The following is a 22,961-nucleotide window of genomic DNA, read 5'->3' as shown; positions in this document are numbered from 1 at the left end:
TTTTTGTTGACAAGCGGAGGTATGTCGTGAAAAATCTTTTCACAATCGGAGAAATGGCCGACCTGTTCGGCATAAACATACGCACCCTGCGGTATTACGACGAAATCGGTATCCTGCATCCCGAGACAGCGGACCCGGATACCGGATACCGCTATTACTCCACCCGCCAGTTTGAACGCCTGAACACCATCAAGTATCTCCGGGCCCTGGGCGTATCCCTAAAGAAGATCGCATTGTTTTTTGAAAACAGGGATGTGGATATCATGCTTGACCTTCTAAAAGAGCAGAAGGCCGAAACCCAGGCAAAAATCAGCGAACTGACACAGATTGAACAGAAGCTGGAATACCGTCTCAAAGCTCTGGAGGACGCGGTTCATACACAATGCGGTGAGATTAGGACCCTTCATTTTGACCAAAGACAGATTGCGTATCTGAGGAAGGATATCAGGCTGGGAGAGGACCTGGAATTCTCACTTCGCGAGCTGGAACGAGCCAATACCCTGGAACCCGTGATGTTTCTGGGCAAAGTAGGCGTTTCCCTGTCCGCCGCCAATCTGAAAGCCCGGAAATTTGAATCATTTTCAGGTATATTCGTACTTCTTGAGAAGGAGGACCACTTTATGGGGGAGGAACAATATCTTCAGGCCGGGGATTATGTGAGCGTGCGCTTTTCCGGCACTCACCAGGAAGCGTCACAGTACTACATACAGCTTTTGGAGTATATGGACCAGATGGGATATGCCTGCTGCGGGGATTCCGTGGAAATCACACTGATTGATGCGGGTTTTACCAATGATACATCCCGGTATGTGACGGAAATACAGATTCCATACTTAAAATGCATGAAAGAATAAATATTTCTTAATGGAATAAATATTTTTAAATTAAATAAGCGTTTCTTATTGACCCTCCAGTAACTGGAGGGTTTATTTTTATTTTTAACAAATGTTATATTGAGGAGATATTCATCATGAAAAACCACAATCTGCTGACAGAGGGCAATGTATTTCACGTACTGCTGGCCTTCTCCGTTCCATTCCTGATTGCCAATATCATACAGGCCCTTTATGGAGCCGTGGATCTTATGGTCATCGGGTGGTACTGTACGCCTGAGAGTGTGGCCGCAGTGTCCACCGGAACCCAGGTAACCCAAATCATCACCAGCATGGTATCCGGCCTGACTCTGGGCGGCACCATTCTGGTGGGGAAATACACCGGCATGAAAGATGATGAAAGGACCTGCCGCACCATCGGGACCACCCTGTCCGTATTTGCAATTGTGGCATTGGTGCTGACCATTGGAATGCTTATTTTCAGAGACACCATACTGACTGCCTTAAGGACACCGGCCGCCTCCATGGATGAGGCCAGACAGTATGTAACCATATGCTTCTGCGGCATATTCTTCATCTGCGGCTACAATGCCATAAGTGCCATACTGCGGGGATACGGCGATTCCCGCAGGCCCATGTATTTTGTGGCCCTGTCCTGTGTGCTCAACATTGCGGGCGATATTATCTTTGTGAAGTATCTGAAATTAGGAGTAGCCGGCACGGCCCTGGCAACCGTCCTCTCCCAGTCCATCAGCATGATATGCTCCATTGTCTACCTTAACAGGAAGAAGTTCATATTCACCTTTACCCTTAAGAATCTGCGCATTGACAGGGACAGGCTGAAGGAGCTGGCAATGGTGGGAATTCCCATTTCCTCCCAGGAATGCATGGTTCGGCTGTCCTTTCTCTATCTGACCTCAGTCACCAACCGTCTGGGGGTAAACGCAGCCGCCGCAGTGGGTATTGCCAGCAAATACGACGTGTTTGCCATGCTCCCTGCCACTTCCATTGCCAGCGCCCTGGCAGCTATCACGGCCCAGAACTATGGCGCGGGAAGGCCTGAACGGGCACGGCAGTCCCTGGCAGCCGGCATTGGATTTGCGGTATTGGCATCCTCTGTCTTTTTCCTGTGGGCCCAGCTGTCTCCCCATACCATGATTGGTCTCTTTAACACCAATTCTGAAATCATCGAGGCGGGAATTCCCTTCTTCCAGTCCTGCAGCTTTGATTATCTGGCTGTATCCTTTGTATTCTGTCTCAACGGCTTCATGAACGGCCGTTCCAAGACAGTATTTACCATGGTCAGCTGCTGCTTCGGCGCCCTGGTCCTCAGAATGCCTCTCATATGGCTTGCCTACACCTACTGCCCGGACAATCTGTTTGTCATCGGACTAATCGCGCCTGCTGTGTCAGGCTTCATGGCCTTTTATACCCTTCTCTTTGTGATACGGCAGTTAAAACAGGATGGGACAGAACGCCAAAAGGAGCTTACACCCCGCAGAGTCTAAGGAGCTTACACATCGCAGAGTCTGATGTAAACCGGCCCAAACCCGGTGTCCCGGATATTTTAGGCAATCGAAAAGCCGCCCTGCTGACTTACCCCATCAGCAGGACGGCCTTTTCTCTGCGCCGTATCTCTATTTAGCTTTCATCCGACTAAGATTATATAGTATGACTGACCAGCCCCCGCAGGCCCGCCCTGTCATTACAGCCTCTTAAGCAGTTCCTCTCTCTGAGCCTCATATCCAGGCTTACCTAACAGTGCGAACATGTTCTTCTTATAGCTCTCCACACCTGGCTGGTTAAATGGATTCACGCCCAGGATATATCCGCTGACACCGCAGGCGAACTCGAAGAAGTAGAACAGTTCTCCCAGATAGAACTCGTTCTGCTCCGGAATCTTAACCATCAGGTTAGGTACATTGCCATCGGTATGGGCCAGTATGGTTCCATTCATGGCGCTTTTATTTACAAAATCAACACTCTTTCCCGCCAGATAATTCATGCCGTCGGTATCCACGTCTTCTTTATTCAGAAGAATCTCAGCAGGAGATTCCTCAACATTGAGAACTGTCTCAAACATGATACGTGATCCGTCCTGGATGAACTGGCCCATGGAGTGAAGATCTGTGGTCAGATCCACTGCGGCCGGGAAAATGCCTCTCTGGTCCTTACCCTCGCTCTCGCCATAGAGCTGCTTCCACCACTCGGACACATAGTGAAGGCTTGGCTCATAATTGGCTACGATTTCAACCGCCTTGCCCTTGCGGTGCAGAATGTTGCGCACAGCCGCGTACTGAAGGGCTGCGTTGGATTCATATGGTGCATCTAAGGCTTTCTGCCTTCCTGAAGCAGCACCCTCCATTAACTTATCAATATCCGCTCCACTTACTGCAATCGGAAGAAGGCCTACAGCCGTCAATACGGAGAAACGACCGCCCACGTCATCCGGCACAACGAATTCCTCATATCCCTCTTCGTCTGCCAGGTTCTTAAGGGCGCCTTTAGCCTTGTCTGTGGTTGCGTAGATGCGCTTGTTGGCTTCTTCCTTGCCATATTTTTCAATGAGCATTTCCTTAAATACACGGAATGCAATTGCAGGTTCTGTGGTAGTGCCTGACTTGGAAATGATGTTGACGGAGAAATCCTTGCCATCCAGTACCTGCTTTAAGTCATGGATATATTTACTGCTGATGCTGTTTCCAACAAAATAAATCTCAGGTGTCTTACGAACGCTCTTGGGCAGCACGTTATAAAAACTGTGCGACAGAAATTCAATGGCTGCTCTTGCTCCCAGATAGGAGCCGCCAATACCTACCACCAGCAGGACGTCAGAATCATTCTGAATCTTTTCCGCTGCCTTCTTAATCCTTGCAAATTCAGCCTTATCATAATCTACCGGCAAATCGATCCATCCCAGAAAATCATTACCGGCGCCAGTCTTCTCCAGCAAGGTCTCCTTTGCACTCATGACTGTGGTCTTAAAATTGGCCATCTCTTCCGCAGAAACGAATCCTGCTGCCTTGGAATAATCAAACATAACTTCCTTTCCCATAACTCGCGCTCTCCTTTTCTTATGTCCATGGACCATGCGTCCATGATTCTGTCAGTGCTGCGGTAAAGCCGCTTATCTCTTAAATTATATCATAATTTCCCTTATAATACCATTTCTTTCTGACCCTGGTAACAAATTCCTGGAAGTCAGCATATTTAGGAAATAAATTCTTTCAGCAATTCCCCCAACATTCTTTTTTGTTCCGGATTTAAATCCTGAAGCCAGTTATCCTTTGACTTCTCTTCCTGCTTTTCCCTGCTGGCAGCAGTCTGCTCCAGCCCCCTTCTGTTATTACTATTTGAACGGCGGTCTCTTCCTATGGAACGCAGATTAGCCGGCTCTCTGCGGTCCTCCTCGGCTGTAACGGCAGGCACATGCTCCGCTGTGCCTTCCCGGTTCATTCGCGGCCACATCACATTTTCCAGATAGTCCTGGAGGCAGGTAAGGAGCTGCTGTCTCCTGGATTCCAGGTTGACTCCGTAATCCACCAGCATGGTAAACATGCCGGCCAGGATGCCTGTGGTGCCGTACAATACTATATAGTAGTTATCACTTCTAAACCAATAAGAGAGAAATGCTGCTCCGCCGCCTGCCAGGAAGCAGAGAAGTGTCAGCTGCCCCGACAGGTTGTCCAGTCCCTTTACGGACATTCCAAAGGTCCGCAGGCTGTACATCTGGCGCTCCAGATATACACGTGTGTTATTCATTCCCTGATTCATACGATATGTATCTTCTGCATTCTGTTTCAATCCGCGCAGATATTTGTTCTTAGTCAATGCCATATTGGTGCTTTCTTTTATTAATCGTTTGTAGAAGCTTCCTGCCATCAGCCTGGAAAATACTCCAGCCAGGCAGATTGCTGCCAGCACGTACAGTGCCTTTCCTGTTTGTAAAAAGCTCATCATAGTAAAAGCTCCCCTTTCTTCCCGGAATCCATCCCGTTTCTATATAATATTATTTTTTGGCCCGGGCTGCTGGCTGCAGCCGCTGCCTGGTTTGGGAAGCGCCCCTGCAGTCAGGCGTTTCCCGGTAAAATCTATTATAGCAACGGATTTTGATTTGGGAAGTTGAGAGTCCCTAGAATCGTTCGCCAAATTCTCCTAAAAAACGATTCTGAGAGGTAAGATTTTGCTTTAGACAGTTAAGGTATACGCCAGGATCCTCTGTCTGCATCCGGACGCTGTTCCTGGCGGGTTTCCCGGTCTGCACGCTTCTCCGGGCCGGGTTCCTGGTCTGCACGCTTCTTCGGGCCGGGTTCCTGGTCTGCGCGATTCTCCTGGCCGTTTTCCCGGTCTGCACGCTTCTTCGGGTCGTTTTCCCGGTCTGCACGATTCTCAGGACCGGTTTCCTGGTCTGCACGATTCTCAGGGCCGGTTTCCTGGTTTTCATGCTTCCTATGAACAGATTCCCGGTTACCACGCTTCTCCTGGCCAGATTCCCAGTTTCCATGCTTCTTTGTGGCAGCTTCCCGGTCTCCATACTTCTTATGAACAGATTCCCGGTCCAGCCGTTTTTTCATGATCCAGTACACTGCCATACCGGCCGGAAGGAACAGCCGGAACTCCCTGCTGCCATTCTCATATGTAACATACCGGCTAAGCCGGACTGTAGCTGCCGACCAGTTGACCTTAAATTCCCACGTGTTTGGTGTACGAATAGCGGAAAAACCCATAGACAGATAGGCTATTAATATCAATATAATCCATCCCCATTTATATCTCGGATTCTGTCTGTAACATATGATGGCAGTCGCAATGGTAGAGAAAATCATGATAAGTGACAACAGGAACAATCCCCATTGAAATACATTCCAATGACTGATGGAGCGCAGCGTTCCCTGTGGAGCTAAGGATACATTGTCCCTAATGATAAAACTGATGATTCCCTGGTTTCCATCTGACGATTCCATTCTATTAAGGATTGCCGTAAACCGCTGCCCATCCTCTGTTTTTATTCCGTAGCTGCACTCCACAGATTTAGTTTTTACACCGTTTTTAGTACTGGTCCGGATATTTAACCCCTTCTTTTTAAAAGAATCTAACTGACTTTTGCCCCATATATCCACATTTTCCTGTATTTGCCTTTCCATATGTTCTTCCGGTACCGCTCCTGGCATATACAGAGAACGCATGGCATCTCTGTCCCCCTGGGATGCTGCCGACGTCATCTGTTCCAGATACTGGTCTGCAACTATTTCCCTATCAAAAAAGAGAGTCACTCCTTTATATAGGAAAAAAGCTGCAATGCAAAGAAATACTCCCACAACAACAACCGCCGTTCCCCCAAATATCATCCACTTCTTTTTCTTTTCCATACCATCCCCCTCTCTTATAAAACAGACCTCTGAATCTTGTCACATCCAGAGGTCCGATTATTAATGAGTCATGCGTGTATTGTTTATGAGTCTGCTGTTTGTAAGTGTACCATTTATAAGAGTTCTATTTATAAACATTCTATTTATAAACATGTCATCTATGCCATCTATAGAGCTGTTATTCATGAATACAAATAATATAAATCTGGCTATCAATCAACAGTTATCTGAATCAAATAGAGCGTACAATCTCAGTAAGCAGATTAACGCTGTGAATAATGGCCTTAGCCTCAAAAGCAGGGTAATCTACTGTGGCACTGTCATCTGCCTTATCAGAAATCGCCCTCACAATGAGGAATGGGATGGAATTGAGGTAGCAAGCCTGGGCAATGGCTGCCCCTTCCATTTCTGTACAGTACCCTCCAAAGGTATCTGTCAGCCACTTCTTTTTGCCCTTGTCAGAAATAAACTGGTCTCCAGTTACCACTCGTCCTACGAAGGTGTGGATATCTGGATTGACTTTGGAACAACATTCCTCTGCAAGATGTATAAGACCTTCATCTGCCTTAAAAGCCAGGGTCTCCACCCTGGGTATCTGTCCCGGTTCATAGCCAAATCCGGTTGCATCCATATCATGCTGAACTGCATCGCTGGAAAGCACAATGTCCCCAATATCAATCTCTGCCTTCAGGGAACCTGCTATTCCTGTATTTACCACACCTGTTACACCATATATATCTGCCAGAATCTGGGTACACATAGCTGCATTGACCTTACCGATTCCGGAACGGACCACCACTACCTCTTTCCCCTCCAGCTTTCCTTTATAAAAGTCCATGGCAGCTCTTGTCTCCACCTGTACATCCGTTAACTGCGCCTTAATCATAGCCACTTCCTCGTCCATGGCTCCAATAATTCCTAGCATAATTACCTCCTTCTGTCTTGTACTATTCTTCTATTATATAGGAAGCCCGCAGATTTTCAAGTTCAAAGCTTGTTCTCACTTGACATTATCTTTTGCATAAGGCATAATCGGATATACACGAATTTATCACAGGAGGCACTACACATGAGATTTAAAACACAAGGGGTCTGTTCCAGGGAGATATCCTTTGAAGTAAAAGATAATAAACTGACCAATGTCCAGTTTGTAGGCGGCTGCTCCGGCAACACCCAGGGCCTGTCCCGGCTCATCGAGGGCATGGACGTAGATGAGGCCATCCGAAGACTTGACGGAATCCAGTGCGGTCCCAGACCTACGTCTTGTCCGGATCAGTTGGCTCGGGCGTTGAAGCAGTTTAAGGGGCGGTAATATAAAAACAGAATTATATGGTATAAAACGAGCTCTCTGTCACTAAGAGATTTTATCACTTCTTAGTCACAAAGAGCTCTCAATTTTATAGGTTTAATATATAGAACTTTATATAATTATTACAAGCTCCCCATCATTTAACTAAGATACCTGCTGTCGTTGGGCTAAATCCTTCAAAACGTCCATCAAGGACTGCTCCAAATACCCCCCTAAGACGATAATAATATCCCTTAGGCTGATTCTTAAAAATCATATTAACTTCTGGTTCGGTAATTCCATTTGGGTAATCCTTTAAATAAAATTCTGCATCATAAAAAGTTACTTGACGCCATCTTTCCGCATCTTCATCCCACTGATCCAAATATACTGTAATATAAGCTTCATCAACCGGAACCTCCATATATGCTTTTGCAAAAACTCCAACATCACCATTTCCTTCATCAGATATTATTAAATCCGCAGCGGAAAAAAAGACTCCCCTTGGTTTTGGTAATTCTGTCACTCTACTACTTCTTATTTGTGGCGCTAACAACTCCGACTCAATGTTCACTGATGTAAACTTATCAGGATTATACGGTGCTGCCATTGCCGTCATAACTACCATATTCATTACTAGAATTGTACTAATTAGCACCTTAAAAAGTCTTCTCATTACTTACTCTCCCTCTTTTGTCAATATGTCAACCTCTCAACAATTTCCTTAAATTCTTGTATTTCAATCGGTCCCCATAAACGATAGTATTTTCCATCATCAACAAAAGATATTTCGTTTCTAGAGGAACCATCTTCTAATGTTGCTATCTTTATATCAATATCCTTATTTAACCACTTATTTTTTACTGATATGATTTCTTCTCTATCAGATTTATAATCATATGATACCTTCTTATTAAACTTAGATTGGATAAAATAAACAAACTCATCATTATAAGTAAAGCAGAGCCTTGCATACCCATCTTTTATATATACATCTAAAAAGTACATATCGGATGGAATGTATCCCAACTTTAATGGCTGAATCCCCAACTCTTTTTCTATAAGATTATAAGCCTCTTCCTCACCATTCACATCACCTTTATAAAAATCATTAACAAATACTGTTTGTTGTCCATCCCCCAACTCCTTCTCCCGATAAAAATACGACTTCGTCCCCATAGCCACCATACATCCACTCCCTGCCACAAGACAGGCAATTAAACCAATCGCAGCCAACCGCTTCCATCCAAACCTTGGTTTGATAACCTTGGGGTGCTCCGGTTGGTCGGATTCCGGTACATTCTTTGACTCAGCTCTTTCTTCCTGTATCCTTGCCCAGATTTTCTCAAATTCATCTGGGGATGGAGATGGAATGGGAAGGGGGACGGCCATATTCTTGACTGCTTCTAATTCTTTTAACAGTTCTTCATCTGATATATCGTCCGTTCCCCAAATGGGGCAGTCCATAGAATTGTCCTGTTCTGAATCTCTTTTATAATCTCCCACGTGACACCTCTGTTTACCAAATCTCCTAAAGTTCCCTTTGCCTTTAGGGTTGACTTTTTGCGTTTAATGCTTACTATAATAGTAGACGTTTATGAATGCCGGTTTCCCCCGCATATCATATACTTTAGGAGGTTTTTATGAAAAAAATTATTTTAACCGGCGGCGGTACTGCCGGACACGTTACCCCCAATCTGGCCCTGCTCCCTTCGTTAAAGGAAGCTGGTTACGAAATCCGCTATATCGGTTCATACCAGGGCATGGAACGCAAGCTGATTGAAACTGCAGGCATTCCCTATGATGGCATATCCTCTGGCAAGCTGCGCAGATACTTTGATATCAAGAATTTTTCCGACCCATTCCGCGTCGTCAAGGGTTACGCGGAAGCCAGACGGCTCTTAAAACGCCATAAACCGGATGTAATCTTTTCTAAGGGCGGTTTTGTTGCAGTTCCCGTGGTCCTTGCTGCCAAACACTACAAAATCCCTGTCATCATACACGAATCCGATATGACGCCTGGCCTGGCCAATAAAATCTGCATTCCTTCCGCCCTTAAGGTTTGCTGTAACTTCCCGGAGACCCTTAAGTACCTTCCATCCGACAAGGCTGTACTGACAGGCTCCCCTATCCGTGCAGAGCTACTCCAGGGTGACCGGCTGTCCGGGCTCTCGTATGCCCACCTGTCTGCCGGCAGACCTGTACTCCTTGTCATAGGCGGAAGTTTGGGCTCTGTAGCCGTAAATACAGCGGTCCGTAATATCCTCCCCAGGCTTCTGTCCAGCTATCAGGTAATACATATCTGTGGCAAAGGCAATCTGGACGAAAGCCTGATAGGAACAGCCGGATATGTACAGTATGAATACGTTGACGCTCCCTTAAAGCATCTTTTTGCGGCAGCCGACCTTGTCATATCAAGGGCAGGGGCTAATTCTATCTGCGAGCTCCTGGCACTGCGCAAACCGAACCTACTTATTCCTCTGTCAGCCGCGGCCAGCCGCGGAGACCAGATTCTCAATGCTAACTCCTTTGCAAAACAAGGATTCAGCAAAGTTCTGGAAGAAGAAGCATTGTCTGATGACTCCCTGTTTGATGCCATTAACGATTTATACCTAAACCGCAATTCCTATATACAGGCCATGGAGCAGAGCAATCTGAACAATGCTGTTAAAACAGTTGTATCTCTCATTGAATCATGTGTAAAATAACGTTAGGGCCAATTATCACTTTTTAGCAGTTCCTCAAGATATTTCCTGATACGGCTGACTCTGGAATAGCATGCCTTTTCTGTAATATTCAGCATAGCGCATACTTCCCTTGTCGGCCGTCCTTCTATCAATCTGAGCGTCGCGACCTGACGCCAGTTTTCAGGCATCCTCTCGATTTCCTTAAGAAGCGCCTGACATCTCTCTTTGCTGACTACATAATCCGGCAGATTGGCAGCCTTATCGTGTGCCGGATAATCTTCACTGTTATATGCCTCTTCGTCCAATTCCCCATAGCTCCTGTACTTCATTCTTCGGTGAAAGTCCATACACCGGCTCTTCAGAATACGTATCAGCAACGCCCTCTTACTTTCCTCAGACATATCCAGGGAATATTTATAGCGGGCATATGAAACAAATGTATCCTGTACCACATCCTCAATATAATCTACAGGAATATCGTTGACATAAGCTATCCTTCTCAGGTATACCTCATATTCCAGATACATTTCTTCAAACAGTTTTTTATCTTCTGTATCCATCTTCTCAATCTTCATTGCAACTACAGACAGCCTTTGATTTTATCCGCAACCTCTGCCAATTCCTCCGGCGAAGCCTTTCCCGGAGTCCAGCTGACCATGTCTGGACCTCCCTCATATCTTGGAATCACATGCATGTGGAAATGGAAAACAGTCTGCCCGGCTGCTTCTCCATTATTCTGAACCAGATTGAATCCCGCGCATCCAAGAGATTTCTTCATCGCAGAGCCAATCTTGGCACCCAGAGGAAGTACCTTGGCGGCTATATCCCCATCCAGTGCGCATACATCTGCAAAATGCTGTTTTGGAAGGATAAGGGCATGTCCTCTGGACGCTGGTCCCAAATCCAGAATCACGCGAAAATCCTCATCCTCATACAGAGTGGTTGACGGAATCACCCCTCCTGCTATTTTACAAAAAATACAATTGTCATCTGTCATTCTGAAAATCCTCCTTCCGCTGCGGTTAACACAGCCTGCATTCTATCCAGCCATACCGGAAATTCTGGCAGCATCTTTTCTCCTGTAAAGCAGGATACCTAATATGAAGCCGGAAATCAGGCCCCCTATGTGAGCCATATTGTCCACTCCTGCTGAAGTAAACCCATGATAAAGCGTCAGCAGAACCATAAAGCCCAGCTGCCTGTTGGTTAGTCCGTCCAGCTGACCATGATGAATGGCAATCACATAGACCAGACCGCCTACCACACCGAAGATTGCGCCTGAAGCCCCCGCGGACACACTGGCCTGCCCTGTCCGTACCTGGACAGCCAGGGATATACTGTTGGCAGCAACACCGCTGGCAAGGTAAAATATCAAATACTTGATATGACCCAGCGCCCTTTCCATCTTCTCTCCAAGCACCAGAAGCACCAGCATATTATTTGCCAGATGGCTGACTCCAAAGTGCAGGAACATGGCAGTAAACAGCCTGTAATACTCTCCACCAAGGATAACAAAAGGCGCAAATACAGCCCCGTGTTTTACCATGAATACGCCATCCTCCGTGGAGCCGATGGCCTCCAGGTACAGAAATACCAATACGTTGACTGCTGCCAGCGCAATGTTGACATATGGCCTGCTCCTGTTTATGCCCGTAACCATCCGTATTCCTCACATCCTCAATGATATATAATCTTAGCATACTTTAAAGGACTTGTTAAGTGGCTTTGACGCAATAAAGTTATTTTTTATGCCCCCACCCCATTGTTATTTACTATTTCTGCAACCACACTCACACAATTGTCTTTTAAGATAAACGAAACATACTGGGTTACTCTGTGCTGTTAATAAAAAATATATCCGCAGTCAGCTATAAATATCTGGTCTCCCGGCTCCAGCTGCATTGTCTCGTTTGCCTCCAGCAATCGTCCTTTGACCCTGGTACCATTGGTAGAGTTAAGGTCCGTTACAGTATAACTCCCATTGTCCTCGTCTAATCTTATGTGAAAACGGCTGACTGTATCTTTCAAAAGCACATAGTCTGCTAAATCCTTGTGTTTGCCAATCACAAATGGATAATAGGATATTACAATGTCCTCATCCGAACCATTGAGGGCAGATAAACGCCGGACTTCCTCCCCTTGTGCTGGCCGCTCTGATAAAAGCACGGTCTGAAAGCACTCTCCGGCGCTGCTTTCCGGCATTTTCTGCAAATACTCATTTTTATCCCCATTCATATACGCAGTAGATGGCTGATTACCTAAATCCTCGTCTTCGTCATCTTCATCCTCATACAAAATTCTCCATGGGTCCTGCTCATCATCTGAACCTGCCCCATCTGCCTTTGCAGCCCTATGCCCAATGAACAGCCTATACAGATTCATGGCTGACAGCATAAACAGCAAGCCTCCGTCGATTGCTGCCAGCAGCCTCCAGTTGTCAATGACCATTGTCATCCCTCTGAACATCCACAGTGCGGATGGACAAAGTACTGCCGCTGACAGCCATACGATAAACTGCCGTCTGAAAGTGGTTCCTTTCCATTTAGGTTCAGTCCGGCCTGAGCCTTCCTGTTTTATTTCACACCTTTCCAATTTACCCTTTTCTTTTTTTCTTCGCTTCTCCCCCCTGTCACTGTTATGCTCTTTCTCTGTCTCCCCGCTTTTTCCTTTCCACTTCCCTGTAATACAATCTCTATTTTGCTCATTCCCCTGTTCTTTCCCTTGTTCCTTCCCTTGTCCCTTCTCCTTCAGCCCCTTCTCCCAATGATCTGTTTCCTGTAGTCCTCCTTTCTTTATGTAATCTCCCTCCGGTTCGCTCAATAACTCCCGTTTCTTCCCTTTCCGCCGTTCTGACGCAATCAGCCCCAGCAAATCATCCATTCCGCAGTTTTCCTTAAGGCTTTCCTGATATAGTCCATAAGCCAGGACTACGCTCTCCCTGTCTTTATGATTTATCCTCTTCAGTATATATTGCAGGAGGCGGCTCAGTTTACCCTGGAAATCATCCTGAACACCAGGGATCAGGCACAAACCGGTCTGGAATAATTCCGGCTCCACATAAATATATTCCGGTTCCAGCAGGACACCCCCTGCATCTAAAAGATATTCCTCCATACCACTTAGCGCTGCATGTATCTGGATTAATAACTGGCATATCTCTTCTCTGGTTATAAAACGGGTTTCCAGAAGGCGGCTTAACGGTTGTCTGGAGGTAATGTCATAACAATATAAGGGCAGTCCATCCTGGTATGTTATGTACATCCTTAACAGTCCCCTAATCTCGTTGTGGGCCAGCATTCTGGCTTCATATCCAGCTGTGGCGTCTGCCACCCCCGCTACCAGGTAATTGCGTTTTGCTTCTCTCCTGTAGCTAATTTCCATCTTCTTTAACCAGCCCTTCAATTAAAGTAATCTTGCGCAGAAATGTCTCCGGCCGGAACCTTTCCGCCTCAATCTCTCTTTTCCATTTTCCCCCTCTGCCTTCTCCGTATATCCTCTTCCCTTTTTCCTTTATAGCCAGATCGCAGTCAGGAAAGAACATGAGACGGCCTAAATGTTCCTGCACCCCGGACGCAGAGGCTTCCAGCTCTTTTGCACTTCCATGACGGCCCTTTTCCAACGCCTCATGCAGACCCATGGCGGCCTTGGTCTCATCATGAATACGGCATGCCTGCTGGAGCATCACCGCTATGGACAGTAATACCATGGCCATAATCCATGCGGCCTCAACCGTAAGACTTCCCTTAAGCGTTTTTTCCCTCATAGGAACATCACCCCGATTCCTGCCGGGATCAGAAATGGAAGAAGAGGAATGCGCAGCCTCCCCCTGTCTGTTCCCTGTATAATCCCTTTAAATACTAAAACCATAGATAGTAAAAAGCAAATCCCCAAGCCGCCTGCCAGCAAAACCAGATTTTTCAATGCACCCAGATAAATGCCCGATATTAGAAAAAACCATCCATCCCCCTTTCCCACAGCCTCGTTTGTTATCCGGGATAAAAACAGCAATCCCGCTCCTACAGCCATGGCCATGGCTGTATCTATAATCTGGCCCGACACCAAGTCCGAAGGTATCTTATGTCCCGAATCCCGGTATATGATTGCCGCATCCAGCACAATATACATGCATCGCAGAACCGCGCCCGCGGCTGCGGACATCACAATCAGGCTGAGTTTTATTCTGTGATTCCTCATATCCTGCCAGGCTCCAATTGACAGCGTCATAAGAAATCCGCAGCGCAGCAATACTCCGGCTATGTCGTGTCCTGCTGTTAATTGTTCCGTCAAATCCCCATTTAATATGCCCAACAAATAACACCCCCGTCTCCCACATCACTTTCCTCTGCAATAAGAACACTCCCCCAGATATTCCACCTGCGTCAATGGAACCGCCTGAACATACGCAATGATGGACCGGCAGCTTTTAGACACATGGTAGCTTGAACCATATGGCATGACATAAACCGTACCGCTGCTCCCCATACTGCCGCTTCCCGCGCCCCCGCTTCCTGTGCCTCCGCTTCCCCCACCGCATGTCCCACAGGAAGAATACCTTCCTCCTGCCTCATTCCGCAGTTCCCCCACAGCCCCTAAATCCACTGCCTTTAAATCATTGTACAGATAGTGGCAGGTCCTTAAGCGGTGATAGCGGGTGGAGTTTTTTCCAATGTATACTATCTCATCTTCTTCTCCATTCCCATCCCTGTCACCATCCCCAAAACGTCCCCCATCTGCTCCATTCCACATTCTGCGGCTGCATACCTGTTCCACGGGAATGCTGCTGACTCCTAATACGGAAAAGGGAAGACGCATCCTATATCTCATCACGATATGGACCATCTCATCCTCCCCTATGTCCGTCCCCTCAAATGATACGGCTTCCACCCACTCCCTGTTAATCTCTCCCAATATTCTGGCGGAAGCATAAGCTGCTGCCAAAACAGAGGTGGCTGTATCCTCTGCTCTTCCCACATCCACCTCTGCACCTCCTTCCTCTGCGCTACGGAAACAGTATTCCACATAGGCATACTGACTCAGCTCCTCCCCCACGGATTCCATTACAGCCTGTATCTGTCTCTGACGGTCCAGCATCTTCATAGGCATAATCAGACAGAAACAAAAGAACAGGAACAGGGACAGACTGAGAGCAGCCTCTACGGAGAGACTCCCCTGCATCTGGCAGGAGTTCCATGATAATGCCCTTTTTCCATGGAACAGTCGACAGCATTTACGTACTTGGAGAGGTGCGGTTGTATTTATTTTTGCTGTTTTTTTATATGGACAATACGGATTTGATTTTTTATTCTGCACCAGAAAAAAGGGCATCATCATGAACCTCCTTTCCCCATTCCTGAAAATTTACAGTTCCCGTCTTTATGGGCTTTTGTAGTCTTCCAGGTAGCTCCCGGCTACAGCCATACGCGTGTCATATGCGTAACCGTCTTCCCGTCCCCGGCTTTTCCACAATCCATTTGAAAAAAACACATGTTTTCCACTGACAAGAGCTTCTGCATCCACCGTACATACACAGTTTGCCAAAGAAAATCCAGGCTGCTTCACCGCAGTGACAATCTGCATTACATCCATCATCCGGTAAACCAGATCCGTGTCATAAGCGCCGAATATAAGTATCCGCAGATAGCCCTTATAATCAGCTCCGCTTCCATTTCCTCCTTCTTCATCAATCAGGCTTCCGCTCCTTCCCATCTCCAAAAGTCCGGCCAAATCCAGTTTCCAGTCGGATCCAGTCTTAAAGACCGGTACCCTTTTCCCTTCCAGAAGGTACCGCACATCCAGCAGAGCCTCTCCCAGAGCCCATACTGCCATGATAAAAAATGCCACCACTGATACAAGTGGCAAAATCCCGGTCCCTCCCACAATGGTCAGAGCCAGATTCCGCGCTTCCTGGCGTTTTCCGGCATCTGACAGAATATGTACCAGATTGAGTCCCTCTCTAAATGCAACCAGGCGCGCCGCCACACCGCTTAAATTGTCCCTGTCCTTTTCCTTTCCATGAATGATATATTCTAGCTCATAAAATTCCCCCTTCTGCATCTCTTTTTTTAACCTTTTAAAAAAACGAATATCATATTCTCCAATCAACAGGCGCTGTATCAGTGTCCTGACTCCGGTCAAAAAGCCGGTGCTCTTAGAATCTCCATCCTGGTCTGTTTCCTTCCATCCACCGCCGTCTGTTTTCCTCTGGACGGATGGTGTGCCGGAAAGCCTGAGGGCTGTCCCAGAAACAACGGTTCCCTCCGGTAATACTAATTCCAGCATTTCTCTTCCTGCCATATTTCCTACTTGTTCCAGAAAACCTTCCTTTTCCTTATCCCGGACCCCGAATTCCACTCCCAGTGTAAGCATGCCGTACTGGGACCAGCGCGCCCTTACCGGCTGCCATAAGGCATCCTCGTCCAGCTCATCGTCTTCATCCTCCGGCTCCCAGCTGCTGATATACTCCATTACCGCCTCCGCCATATCAATCACATCCCTAATCCACAGTATTCTGTCCCGGCTCAGATTTGTCAGCGCCTCAACCTCCCTGCGGCGCTGTCCATCCTGGGCCGCATATGCCTCATACTGTCTGATTTCCTCCTCCAGGCCAGCCCTCACATCCCCACTCAGGTCACTGGCTTCTTCCAAAAAACGTTCTCTGCTGTCTGCCAATTTCTCATACAATTCATCGGCCCGCTTTTCATAGGAGTTTACCTGGCCCGGAAGCCGTTCCAGCTCCCGTATCAATTTATTGGCCTGGGATACAAATCCTCCCCCATCCAGCTGGTCCAGGCAGCCCTTCCCCTGTTCCCACCGTTCCCTCTGGGCCAGAAGTGTACTGTTGATTATCTCCAGCGCCTTTTCCACCTTTACAGCTTCCCTGGAATGGGCGGCATATAGTTCTGAAACGCGGTTAACACTGTTTCCCTCTTTCCAGACCTCCAACAGCTCTGATGCGCCGGCTTCATCCAGCTCGTCCCAATCTGCATCCAACAGACCATACTTCATATAATCCAGTATTTCCTGTTCAAAATATCTTCCGTCCCCCTGGGTAAGATCCGTCATATCTGTTATCCGAATCTGCTCCGCCTTCATGGGATACCAATTTTCAGCCTCCATATAGGGCCTCATAAATTCCCTGAACTCCTTCTCCAGTGTCTCTGCCTTGTCATACTCAAGCCCCAATATCCGGTACCTATTCCACAGTTCCCGGTGATACTGGGCCATAAGGGAGTCTGCGGATGAATCCACAGCCATCCGCAGATAGCATCTGGCGCCTGCTGTGCGGGCCGATTCCACAATCACACACAGCAGTGCGCAGACACTGAACAGTATCATTGCCAGAAATACCGTAATCTCACCTTTCCTGCACATTAATACACCTCTTTTGACTGGCTGTTTATCTCCTTAAAAATATTTTGGAGTAAGGTGGTTATCTGCTTTTTAAAGATAATGACCAAGCCTATAAGAACCACCAATACCAACACCAGCTCAATCACTCCCACCCCCTGTTCGTCCTTCCAGAACTCCCTGATTTCCTTTCCTAACTTCATTACGCTCCTCCTTATATTTTATTTGAATTCCATCAGTGCCGGAACAGCGATCATGACCATGACCACGGACAAGAGAATGAACAGAGGAAGCAGCAGTTTTGTCCCTGCTTCCTCTCCCAGGCGCCTGGCCTGGTGTTTTCTCTGTTCAAATGCATCTGTCATCTCTGTACGCAGCAGATTCCTGAGATTCTTTGAACCATTTTTACGGTTCTGCTCCAGCAGACCTCCCAGTTTCATATAAGACTGAAGCCCGCACCGCCGTCCAAACTCCTCAAATGCCTTGCCCTCCGGCACTCCCCCCTTCATCTGACAGCTGGTTTCATACATTTCTTCATATACATACCGTTTCCTGCGCCTTCCCTGCTCCACCATCATTTTGTATTCCAGGGCAATCTTATCCCAGGCTGTGCGGATACTCATGCCTGCGCCGAGAAAAATGGTCAGCCTGGACAATACCTCAGGATAATCCAGCGCCAGCTGGCGTTTTCTCTCCTCTGTCCTGTTTTGCTGCCTGGCCTGGTCCCCGAAAAAACATAATACAGCTCCTGCCACCCCCAATCCCATCACAGGAACAAACACAGACTCCTCCGGCAGGCTGTATTTCAGGCTCTGACCCTGATATTCCTCCGGAAGCTTCATATAAGCAGTGTAGGACTGCAATTCATCCTGACTCTTAAGAAATTCCACAAATGCTTCCTCCGTCTGTTCCTGTTGCGTAAGCACCGGCGGCTTTACGCACACAGACAGTTCATACTCCTCCGGCCAGTTTCCCTCTGTCATGCGCACATGCAGGCTGATTTTGATTCCCTGTTCGCCTATCCCCCTCTGTTTCAGCTCCTGCACATGCAGTTCACCGAAGGAATCCAAAAGCTCCGGCTCATCCGATTCCCACCTGAGCCTTATTCCATAGCTGTCCAGATATGTAAGCAGGTTCAGATCCTGCCTTACATCCTCAAGAGACGGATTATTCCCAAGTATGAGCTGCGGAAGCTGGACCATCACAGCCTCATAAGTCTTATGTGCCTCCTGTTTTGTATACATCCTTTCTGACAGGACCATTTCCACAGGAACCTCCTTCTCCCCAAGCCCCTCCACTATCAGGCTGTATGTCTGATCCCCCTGCCCATAATTTCCCCTGGCCAGGGTATCTCCTTCCAAAAGCGCACTGTCTGTACGCTGCCACAACTGAGCCGCCATTCCTATGAAAAGGCCAGCCATAAGACAAAGGATCTGCTTCCGGCCAATCCAGGCATAAAGCCTCTCTGCCGGTCTTTTTCTCACCTTTATCGTCCGCCTCACCTGCCTTTCACACCTCAATGTCCAGTATCTTACCGGCCAGAACCAGCGCACCCGCATAGGCCGCCAGACACATGGTCATCACACTCCGGCCCATCCAGGTACCGTACATCACGCTGAAAAAACCAGGGGATGTAAGGTCAATGTAGAGCACAATCAAGAACGGTATCAGATTCATAATTCTTTGTTCGAAAATCCTGGAGGCAAGCATGGTGTGTATCTCCTCCTTGACCTGTACCTTGTCCCTGATAATTCCCGCTGTCTGCCGGATGATTTCCACCAGCTCGCCTCCGCTTCGTTTAGCCGCTGACAGGACCTGGGCAAAATTGTCCACATCCTCCACTCCGCTGCGCCGGCCAAAATCCATAAACAGCTCCTCTGCCGGACGGTTCATCCGGATTCCATCGGAGAGGATCCGGAATTCTTCTGTAATCATCTCCCTCCTTCCAAACAGTATTTCCAGCTCCTTTATGCTAAGGGTAAGTCCGTTTTCCAATGAATACCCTGCGCTCAGGAAGGAGGACAGAACCTGAATTCCCTCCTTGAACTGCAGTTCCAGCCGCCGGGCCCTCTCCTTCTTCAAATTCGATCTCCTGTATAAAGGATAACAGGCCCCAACAGGCATCAGAATCAGGAACACCACCACACTGCGGTAAAAGACATAGGATGCCAGCCCACAGGCTCCCACCCCCAGAGCTCCGTATAACAGCCACTCTCCGGCAGTAAGTCTGTAGGTACTGTAATCCACCCGGTCGGGAGGCCTGGCCCTGGGAACCTTCTTTTCCGGTTTCCTCCTGGCAATTTCCTGCCTAACCAGGTCCCGCCTGTGTCCTTCCCCCTTTCTGACAAAGCCGGTCCTCCTTACCGTCGTATTCAAACAATGGTTCCAGCTCCACCTCTCCATTCTGCAAACCTCCTATTCTCATAATGGATAAAACTCTTCTTTTCCCATCCTTCAGCCGGCCCAGATGGACCATGATGTCCAGGGCCGACACAATCTGGCTCCTGATTGCTGCCAGCGGAAGGTCCGCCGCCATCAGCACCATGGTTTCCAGTCTGCTTATCATGTCCCGCGGGCTGTTCCCATGACCTGTGGAAAGACTTCCGGGATGGCCTGTGTTCATGGCCTGGAGCATGTCCAAAGCCTCCTTCCCCCTCACTTCGCCCACTACAATGCGATTGGGGTTCATGCGCAGAGCCGCCTTAATCAGCTGGCTCATGGTAATTTCTCCTTCTCCCTCCGTATTGGCGTTTCTTGTCTCCAGACGCACAAGATTTGGAACCTGTGTTATCTGCAATTCAGCAGAATCCTCAATGGTTATTACACGCTCACCGGAGGGTATGAAGGATGACAATGCATTCAGGAATGTGGTTTTTCCAGAGTTTGTCCCTCCGCTGATAAACATATTGCATCCATCCTCCACCAGCTGCTCCAGAAAGCCGGCTGCCTCTGTACTTATGGCTTTGAAACGAATCAGCTTTTCCATGGTAATCGGGTCAGGGAATTTCCTTATAGTAACAACAGGACCATCAAGAGCCACAGGCGGCAGAACCACATGGACCCTGGAACCATCTTCCAGCCTGGCATCCACCATAGGAGAGGACACATTCACCACACGGTTGACCCTGCTTACAATCTGCTGTATGATATCCTCCAGCTGTTCCGGCCTCTCAAAATTCCTGTCCCATAATTCCATTCTTCCGTTTCTCTCCATAAATATCTTTCCTGCTCCATTCACCATGATTTCCGACACGGAGCTGTCGTCAATAAGCTCCTGCAGGATATCCAGACGACGGAAGCTGTCAAAGAGGCTGCCGCGCAGCCAGAGCCGTTCCTTTAAGGGCAGAAATATTTCCTGCCCCATCTCGCCTATGGACCTGTCAATCATTTCCAGCAGTTCTCCGTCGTCCATATGGTGCCTTTCCTGCAGTTCCTCCATAATGCGCTCCCTTATGAGCCACCGCACACCTTCACGGCTCCTCCTTTTACTCTCCCTCTCTTCCATAGCTCAATTTTCCTTCTTTTTCCTTTCCCTGTTCTTTATTCCTGACTCTCCCTTCTCACTCCTCCTCCCTCCATTCCTTATCTCTCCGGCTGCTTTCCGTTTAAAAGCTGCCGCACAAAATCCCCCATCTCCCCCCATATCAGCTGTTCCAGATACCCTTCCTGTTTCGCAATACCTGTATGCCTGGGCAGTCTCAGTTTCTGGATTCTGTCCCTGACCCCGGCATCGTCTGCTTCCTCCAGGTACTCCTCAAACTCCTCTATCTTGGCGGCTGAGATATAGTCCTCCCTGACCGGCATATACACCACATTACACATGGATAGAACGGGAAGAGCCCCCCTTCCCATCTGGCCCACGTCCACCACCAGCCTGTCATAGCCGCTCTCCCTCGCAATCCTGTCTATGAGCTGCGCCATATCCTCCGGCGCCACCTGGCTTAAATCCTCCGCATACCTCACCGGAGGTATAAAATCCATATTCCCCCAGTTGCTGATCATGGACTTTAGCTTCATCCAGTTATACCCTCCCTGCCTGTACAGATACAGAACATCTGATAAATCGGCCTTGTACTCACTGTCAATCAGCCTGGTAAATCCTGAATATTCCTCCAGATTCAGATACAGCACCGACTCCTTTTTCGCCATCACCTGCCCTATGGTCAGGGCCAGCGAGGACTTAAAGCACCGGTTCACAGGGGAATATATTCCTACTACCAGGGCCCTGGACCCCAGAAGGGCCAGCGCCGGCTCCACTGGCCGGCTGCAGTAGGAAGCCAGCACCTCACGCATGATACAATCCCCGGACTGGTACTTGTAGATGGCCGGAAATATATCCGGCCCATCCACCAGCGCCCCGTCACACAGCACCATGACCTGCTCTGCCTTCACATCTCCCACCAGCGCCCGTGAACTCTCATCTACCAGCAGGATTTCTATAGGATGATCTTCCCCATATTCTATAAGCCTGTCCAGGCTGGAAAATGCCATGGCTGTAAACGGAATCTTTTCCTTCTGATTCACATAATCCGCCAGCCGTTCCCCAAAGGCGGGATCAGCGTCATAGACCGCCAGAATCTTTACCATATATTCACTTCTCACCTCGTTTCTTCCTGGCGCATACGCACCTTAACACCCATCACTCATCCCTTCCACAACACTGAAATAAGAGTCCCCGCAAAAAAACAGGCTCCCAATGGAATTACGCACTTATATCCATCCCGCTCCGGGCAGTAGTACGCCTCAATTTCTTTACTCTGAATCAAACGCCTGATATAGGCAGTTAAATACAAGAATCTCTGACATATGCTGCCCTCTCGCAGCATCTTTCCGAGAGCCAGAACAGCTCCCAGACACAAACCAATCACAACGGACCAAAATCCTCTCTCCAGGCCAAAACAGCCTGCCACAAGGGCCATAAATTTAATATCCCCGGCCCCCACCATCCGCAGCAGGAAAAATGGGAAACCGGCTGCGGCCGCCAACATCAGCCGCATTATAAATACAGCAGCGCCCTCAGCTGCAGCCGCCCAAAAACCAGTATCCTGCATCCAAAAGCCTATGCCTGCCGCCCATAACCCAACATTCCCGGCTCCGGACACCCAGGCCTCCACCGAAACAGCCAGCCCTGCAGCAGCTGCCGCCGCCAGGGCCCTGTTAGGTATCCGGTAACGCCTGATATCCATAAAGGCACAATAAGACATGATGCCGTACAAGGCATACGACATAAAACTATGTAAACTGAATACACTACCCCCTCTCTCCGTTCCATCTGTCACTTTTTTCTGAGGAAATTTCTGCCTGAGCCAGACAATACAAAACCATTGACGTAAATAATACCATTGAGATAAATCAGACTGTCATAAAATAGACTGTGTTGAATGTTGTTTTATTATGAAGGATTTTCCAGCAGATGTCAAGGGTGAATTTTATGCAT

Annotated in this window: 24 protein-coding genes; 4 read left to right on the top strand and 20 right to left on the bottom strand. The window is 48.0% G+C overall.

Annotated elements, in window-relative coordinates:
• The first annotated feature begins 26 nt into the window (after nt 1–26).
• Both CGC65_RS01695 and CGC65_RS01690 read left to right on the top strand, forming a co-directional pair.
• Nucleotides 27–854, top strand: coding sequence for a MerR family transcriptional regulator (locus tag CGC65_RS01695; protein WP_002566349.1), 828 nt, complete (start codon nt 27–29; stop codon nt 852–854).
• Between the two features lie 116 nt (nt 855–970).
• Nucleotides 971–2,341, top strand: coding sequence for an MATE family efflux transporter (locus CGC65_RS01690; RefSeq protein ID WP_002566350.1), 1,371 nt, complete (start codon nt 971–973; stop codon nt 2,339–2,341).
• 197 nt (nt 2,342–2,538) lie between these two features.
• On the opposite strand, the gene CGC65_RS01685 is transcribed toward CGC65_RS01690, so the two are convergent.
• The 4 genes from CGC65_RS01685 to CGC65_RS01670 all read right to left on the bottom strand — a co-directional run bounded on the left by CGC65_RS01685 (nt 2,539) and on the right by CGC65_RS01670 (nt 7,127).
• Nucleotides 2,539–3,888: a glucose-6-phosphate isomerase gene (locus tag CGC65_RS01685; RefSeq protein WP_002566351.1), complete on the bottom strand. Its 1,350-nt coding sequence runs from the start codon at nt 3,886–3,888 to the stop codon at nt 2,539–2,541.
• 155 nt (nt 3,889–4,043) lie between these two features.
• A complete protein-coding gene (locus tag CGC65_RS01680; RefSeq protein ID WP_002566352.1) occupies nt 4,044–4,793 on the bottom strand; it encodes a hypothetical protein in 750 nt (249 codons plus the stop codon).
• Nucleotides 4,794–5,029: 236 nt separating this feature from the next.
• A complete protein-coding gene (locus CGC65_RS01675; RefSeq protein ID WP_002566353.1) occupies nt 5,030–6,202 on the bottom strand; it encodes a PLD nuclease N-terminal domain-containing protein in 1,173 nt (390 codons plus the stop codon).
• A gap of 232 nt (nt 6,203–6,434) precedes the next feature.
• A complete protein-coding gene (locus CGC65_RS01670) occupies nt 6,435–7,127 on the bottom strand; it encodes a 5'-methylthioadenosine/adenosylhomocysteine nucleosidase (protein ID WP_002566354.1) in 693 nt (230 codons plus the stop codon).
• A 144-nt stretch (nt 7,128–7,271) separates the two neighbouring features.
• Here CGC65_RS01670 and CGC65_RS01665 point away from each other — a divergent pair, with 144 nt between their 5' ends.
• Nucleotides 7,272–7,514, top strand: a complete 243-nt coding sequence (locus tag CGC65_RS01665; protein ID WP_002566355.1) for a TIGR03905 family TSCPD domain-containing protein — start codon at nt 7,272–7,274, stop codon at nt 7,512–7,514.
• Nucleotides 7,515–7,647: 133 nt separating this feature from the next.
• On the opposite strand, the gene CGC65_RS01660 is transcribed toward CGC65_RS01665, so the two are convergent.
• Together CGC65_RS01660 and CGC65_RS01655 are read right to left on the bottom strand one after the other, a co-directional pair.
• Nucleotides 7,648–8,166, bottom strand: a complete 519-nt coding sequence (locus CGC65_RS01660) for a hypothetical protein (protein ID WP_002566356.1) — start codon at nt 8,164–8,166, stop codon at nt 7,648–7,650.
• 20 nt (nt 8,167–8,186) lie between these two features.
• Entirely contained in the window at nt 8,187–8,957 is a 771-nt protein-coding gene (locus tag CGC65_RS01655; protein ID WP_002566357.1) for a DUF4367 domain-containing protein, read from the bottom strand.
• Nucleotides 8,958–9,133: 176 nt separating this feature from the next.
• Here CGC65_RS01655 and CGC65_RS01650 point away from each other — a divergent pair, with 176 nt between their 5' ends.
• Nucleotides 9,134–10,198 carry an undecaprenyldiphospho-muramoylpentapeptide beta-N-acetylglucosaminyltransferase gene (locus tag CGC65_RS01650; RefSeq protein WP_002566358.1) on the top strand — a complete coding sequence of 355 codons (1,065 nt, stop codon included), beginning with the start codon at nt 9,134–9,136 and terminating at the stop codon, nt 10,196–10,198.
• A 2-nt stretch (nt 10,199–10,200) separates the two neighbouring features.
• On the opposite strand, the gene CGC65_RS01645 is transcribed toward CGC65_RS01650, so the two are convergent.
• The 14 genes from CGC65_RS01645 to CGC65_RS01580 all read right to left on the bottom strand — a co-directional run bounded on the left by CGC65_RS01645 (nt 10,201) and on the right by CGC65_RS01580 (nt 22,752).
• Nucleotides 10,201–10,752: an RNA polymerase sigma factor gene (locus CGC65_RS01645; RefSeq protein ID WP_002566359.1), complete on the bottom strand. Its 552-nt coding sequence runs from the start codon at nt 10,750–10,752 to the stop codon at nt 10,201–10,203.
• A 5-nt stretch (nt 10,753–10,757) separates the two neighbouring features.
• Complete coding sequence (locus CGC65_RS01640; RefSeq protein ID WP_002566360.1) at nt 10,758–11,174, bottom strand: HIT family protein; 417 nt, start codon at nt 11,172–11,174, stop codon at nt 10,758–10,760.
• A gap of 42 nt (nt 11,175–11,216) precedes the next feature.
• Nucleotides 11,217–11,837: a rhomboid family intramembrane serine protease gene (locus CGC65_RS01635; RefSeq protein WP_002566361.1), complete on the bottom strand. Its 621-nt coding sequence runs from the start codon at nt 11,835–11,837 to the stop codon at nt 11,217–11,219.
• A gap of 182 nt (nt 11,838–12,019) precedes the next feature.
• Nucleotides 12,020–13,558 (bottom strand): DUF6382 domain-containing protein, encoded by a 1,539-nt coding sequence (locus CGC65_RS01630; protein WP_002566362.1) that lies wholly within the window; start codon nt 13,556–13,558, stop codon nt 12,020–12,022.
• Entirely contained in the window at nt 13,548–13,940 is a 393-nt protein-coding gene (locus CGC65_RS01625) for a hypothetical protein (protein ID WP_002566363.1), read from the bottom strand. The genes CGC65_RS01630 and CGC65_RS01625 overlap by 11 nt, the downstream gene beginning before the upstream one ends.
• The gene (locus CGC65_RS01620) at nt 13,937–14,488 is read right to left on the bottom strand and encodes a hypothetical protein (protein ID WP_002566364.1); all 552 of its coding nucleotides are present in this window, start codon (nt 14,486–14,488) and stop codon (nt 13,937–13,939) included. The genes CGC65_RS01625 and CGC65_RS01620 overlap by 4 nt, the downstream gene beginning before the upstream one ends.
• 21 nt (nt 14,489–14,509) lie before the next feature.
• Nucleotides 14,510–15,505 (bottom strand): hypothetical protein, encoded by a 996-nt coding sequence (locus tag CGC65_RS01615; RefSeq protein ID WP_038282457.1) that lies wholly within the window; start codon nt 15,503–15,505, stop codon nt 14,510–14,512.
• Between the two features lie 45 nt (nt 15,506–15,550).
• Nucleotides 15,551–17,548 carry a DUF5702 domain-containing protein gene (locus CGC65_RS01610; protein WP_002566366.1) on the bottom strand — a complete coding sequence of 666 codons (1,998 nt, stop codon included), beginning with the start codon at nt 17,546–17,548 and terminating at the stop codon, nt 15,551–15,553.
• A complete protein-coding gene (locus CGC65_RS01605) occupies nt 17,548–17,727 on the bottom strand; it encodes a Flp1 family type IVb pilin (RefSeq protein ID WP_002566367.1) in 180 nt (59 codons plus the stop codon). The genes CGC65_RS01610 and CGC65_RS01605 overlap by 1 nt, the downstream gene beginning before the upstream one ends.
• Before the next feature lie 18 nt (nt 17,728–17,745).
• Complete coding sequence (locus CGC65_RS01600) at nt 17,746–19,026, bottom strand: hypothetical protein (RefSeq protein WP_007035992.1); 1,281 nt, start codon at nt 19,024–19,026, stop codon at nt 17,746–17,748.
• Nucleotides 19,027–19,033: 7 nt separating this feature from the next.
• Nucleotides 19,034–19,771, bottom strand: a complete 738-nt coding sequence (locus CGC65_RS01595; RefSeq protein ID WP_002566369.1) for a type II secretion system F family protein — start codon at nt 19,769–19,771, stop codon at nt 19,034–19,036.
• Nucleotides 19,772–19,832: 61 nt separating this feature from the next.
• Nucleotides 19,833–21,029 (bottom strand): CpaF family protein, encoded by a 1,197-nt coding sequence (locus CGC65_RS01590; RefSeq protein WP_002566370.1) that lies wholly within the window; start codon nt 21,027–21,029, stop codon nt 19,833–19,835.
• A gap of 77 nt (nt 21,030–21,106) precedes the next feature.
• Nucleotides 21,107–22,111, bottom strand: coding sequence for a P-loop NTPase family protein (locus tag CGC65_RS01585; protein ID WP_002566371.1), 1,005 nt, complete (start codon nt 22,109–22,111; stop codon nt 21,107–21,109).
• 56 nt (nt 22,112–22,167) lie between these two features.
• On the bottom strand, nt 22,168–22,752 hold the full coding sequence (locus CGC65_RS01580; protein ID WP_002566372.1) for a prepilin peptidase: 585 nt from the start codon (nt 22,750–22,752) through the stop codon (nt 22,168–22,170).
• Between the last annotated feature and the right edge of the window lie 209 nt (nt 22,753–22,961).

The organism is Enterocloster bolteae (assembly GCF_002234575.2).
Lineage (GTDB): Bacteria > Bacillota > Clostridia > Lachnospirales > Lachnospiraceae > Enterocloster > Enterocloster bolteae.
This window is presented reverse-complemented; position numbering and strand designations above follow the sequence as displayed.

Coding starts and splice junctions, on each gene's coding strand:
- CGC65_RS01690 (WP_002566350.1), top strand. CDS start 971: ATGAAAAACCACAATCTGCTGACAGAGGGCAATGTATTTCACGTACTG.
- CGC65_RS01685 (WP_002566351.1), bottom strand. CDS start 3,888: ATGGGAAAGGAAGTTATGTTTGATTATTCCAAGGCAGCAGGATTCGTT.
- CGC65_RS01680 (WP_002566352.1), bottom strand. CDS start 4,793: ATGATGAGCTTTTTACAAACAGGAAAGGCACTGTACGTGCTGGCAGCA.
- CGC65_RS01675 (WP_002566353.1), bottom strand. CDS start 6,202: ATGGAAAAGAAAAAGAAGTGGATGATATTTGGGGGAACGGCGGTTGTT.
- CGC65_RS01670 (WP_002566354.1), bottom strand. CDS start 7,127: ATGCTAGGAATTATTGGAGCCATGGACGAGGAAGTGGCTATGATTAAG.
- CGC65_RS01665 (WP_002566355.1), top strand. CDS start 7,272: ATGAGATTTAAAACACAAGGGGTCTGTTCCAGGGAGATATCCTTTGAA.
- CGC65_RS01660 (WP_002566356.1), bottom strand. CDS start 8,166: ATGAGAAGACTTTTTAAGGTGCTAATTAGTACAATTCTAGTAATGAAT.
- CGC65_RS01655 (WP_002566357.1), bottom strand. CDS start 8,957: ATGGACTGCCCCATTTGGGGAACGGACGATATATCAGATGAAGAACTG.
- CGC65_RS01650 (WP_002566358.1), top strand. CDS start 9,134: ATGAAAAAAATTATTTTAACCGGCGGCGGTACTGCCGGACACGTTACC.
- CGC65_RS01645 (WP_002566359.1), bottom strand. CDS start 10,752: ATGAAGATTGAGAAGATGGATACAGAAGATAAAAAACTGTTTGAAGAA.
- CGC65_RS01640 (WP_002566360.1), bottom strand. CDS start 11,174: ATGACAGATGACAATTGTATTTTTTGTAAAATAGCAGGAGGGGTGATT.
- CGC65_RS01635 (WP_002566361.1), bottom strand. CDS start 11,837: ATGGTTACGGGCATAAACAGGAGCAGGCCATATGTCAACATTGCGCTG.
- CGC65_RS01630 (WP_002566362.1), bottom strand. CDS start 13,558: ATGGAAATTAGCTACAGGAGAGAAGCAAAACGCAATTACCTGGTAGCG.
- CGC65_RS01625 (WP_002566363.1), bottom strand. CDS start 13,940: ATGAGGGAAAAAACGCTTAAGGGAAGTCTTACGGTTGAGGCCGCATGG.
- CGC65_RS01615 (WP_038282457.1), bottom strand. CDS start 15,505: ATGATGCCCTTTTTTCTGGTGCAGAATAAAAAATCAAATCCGTATTGT.
- CGC65_RS01610 (WP_002566366.1), bottom strand. CDS start 17,548: ATGTGCAGGAAAGGTGAGATTACGGTATTTCTGGCAATGATACTGTTC.
- CGC65_RS01605 (WP_002566367.1), bottom strand. CDS start 17,727: ATGAAGTTAGGAAAGGAAATCAGGGAGTTCTGGAAGGACGAACAGGGG.
- CGC65_RS01590 (WP_002566370.1), bottom strand. CDS start 21,029: ATGGAAGAGAGGGAGAGTAAAAGGAGGAGCCGTGAAGGTGTGCGGTGG.
- CGC65_RS01585 (WP_002566371.1), bottom strand. CDS start 22,111: ATGGTAAAGATTCTGGCGGTCTATGACGCTGATCCCGCCTTTGGGGAA.
- CGC65_RS01580 (WP_002566372.1), bottom strand. CDS start 22,752: ATGTCGTATGCCTTGTACGGCATCATGTCTTATTGTGCCTTTATGGAT.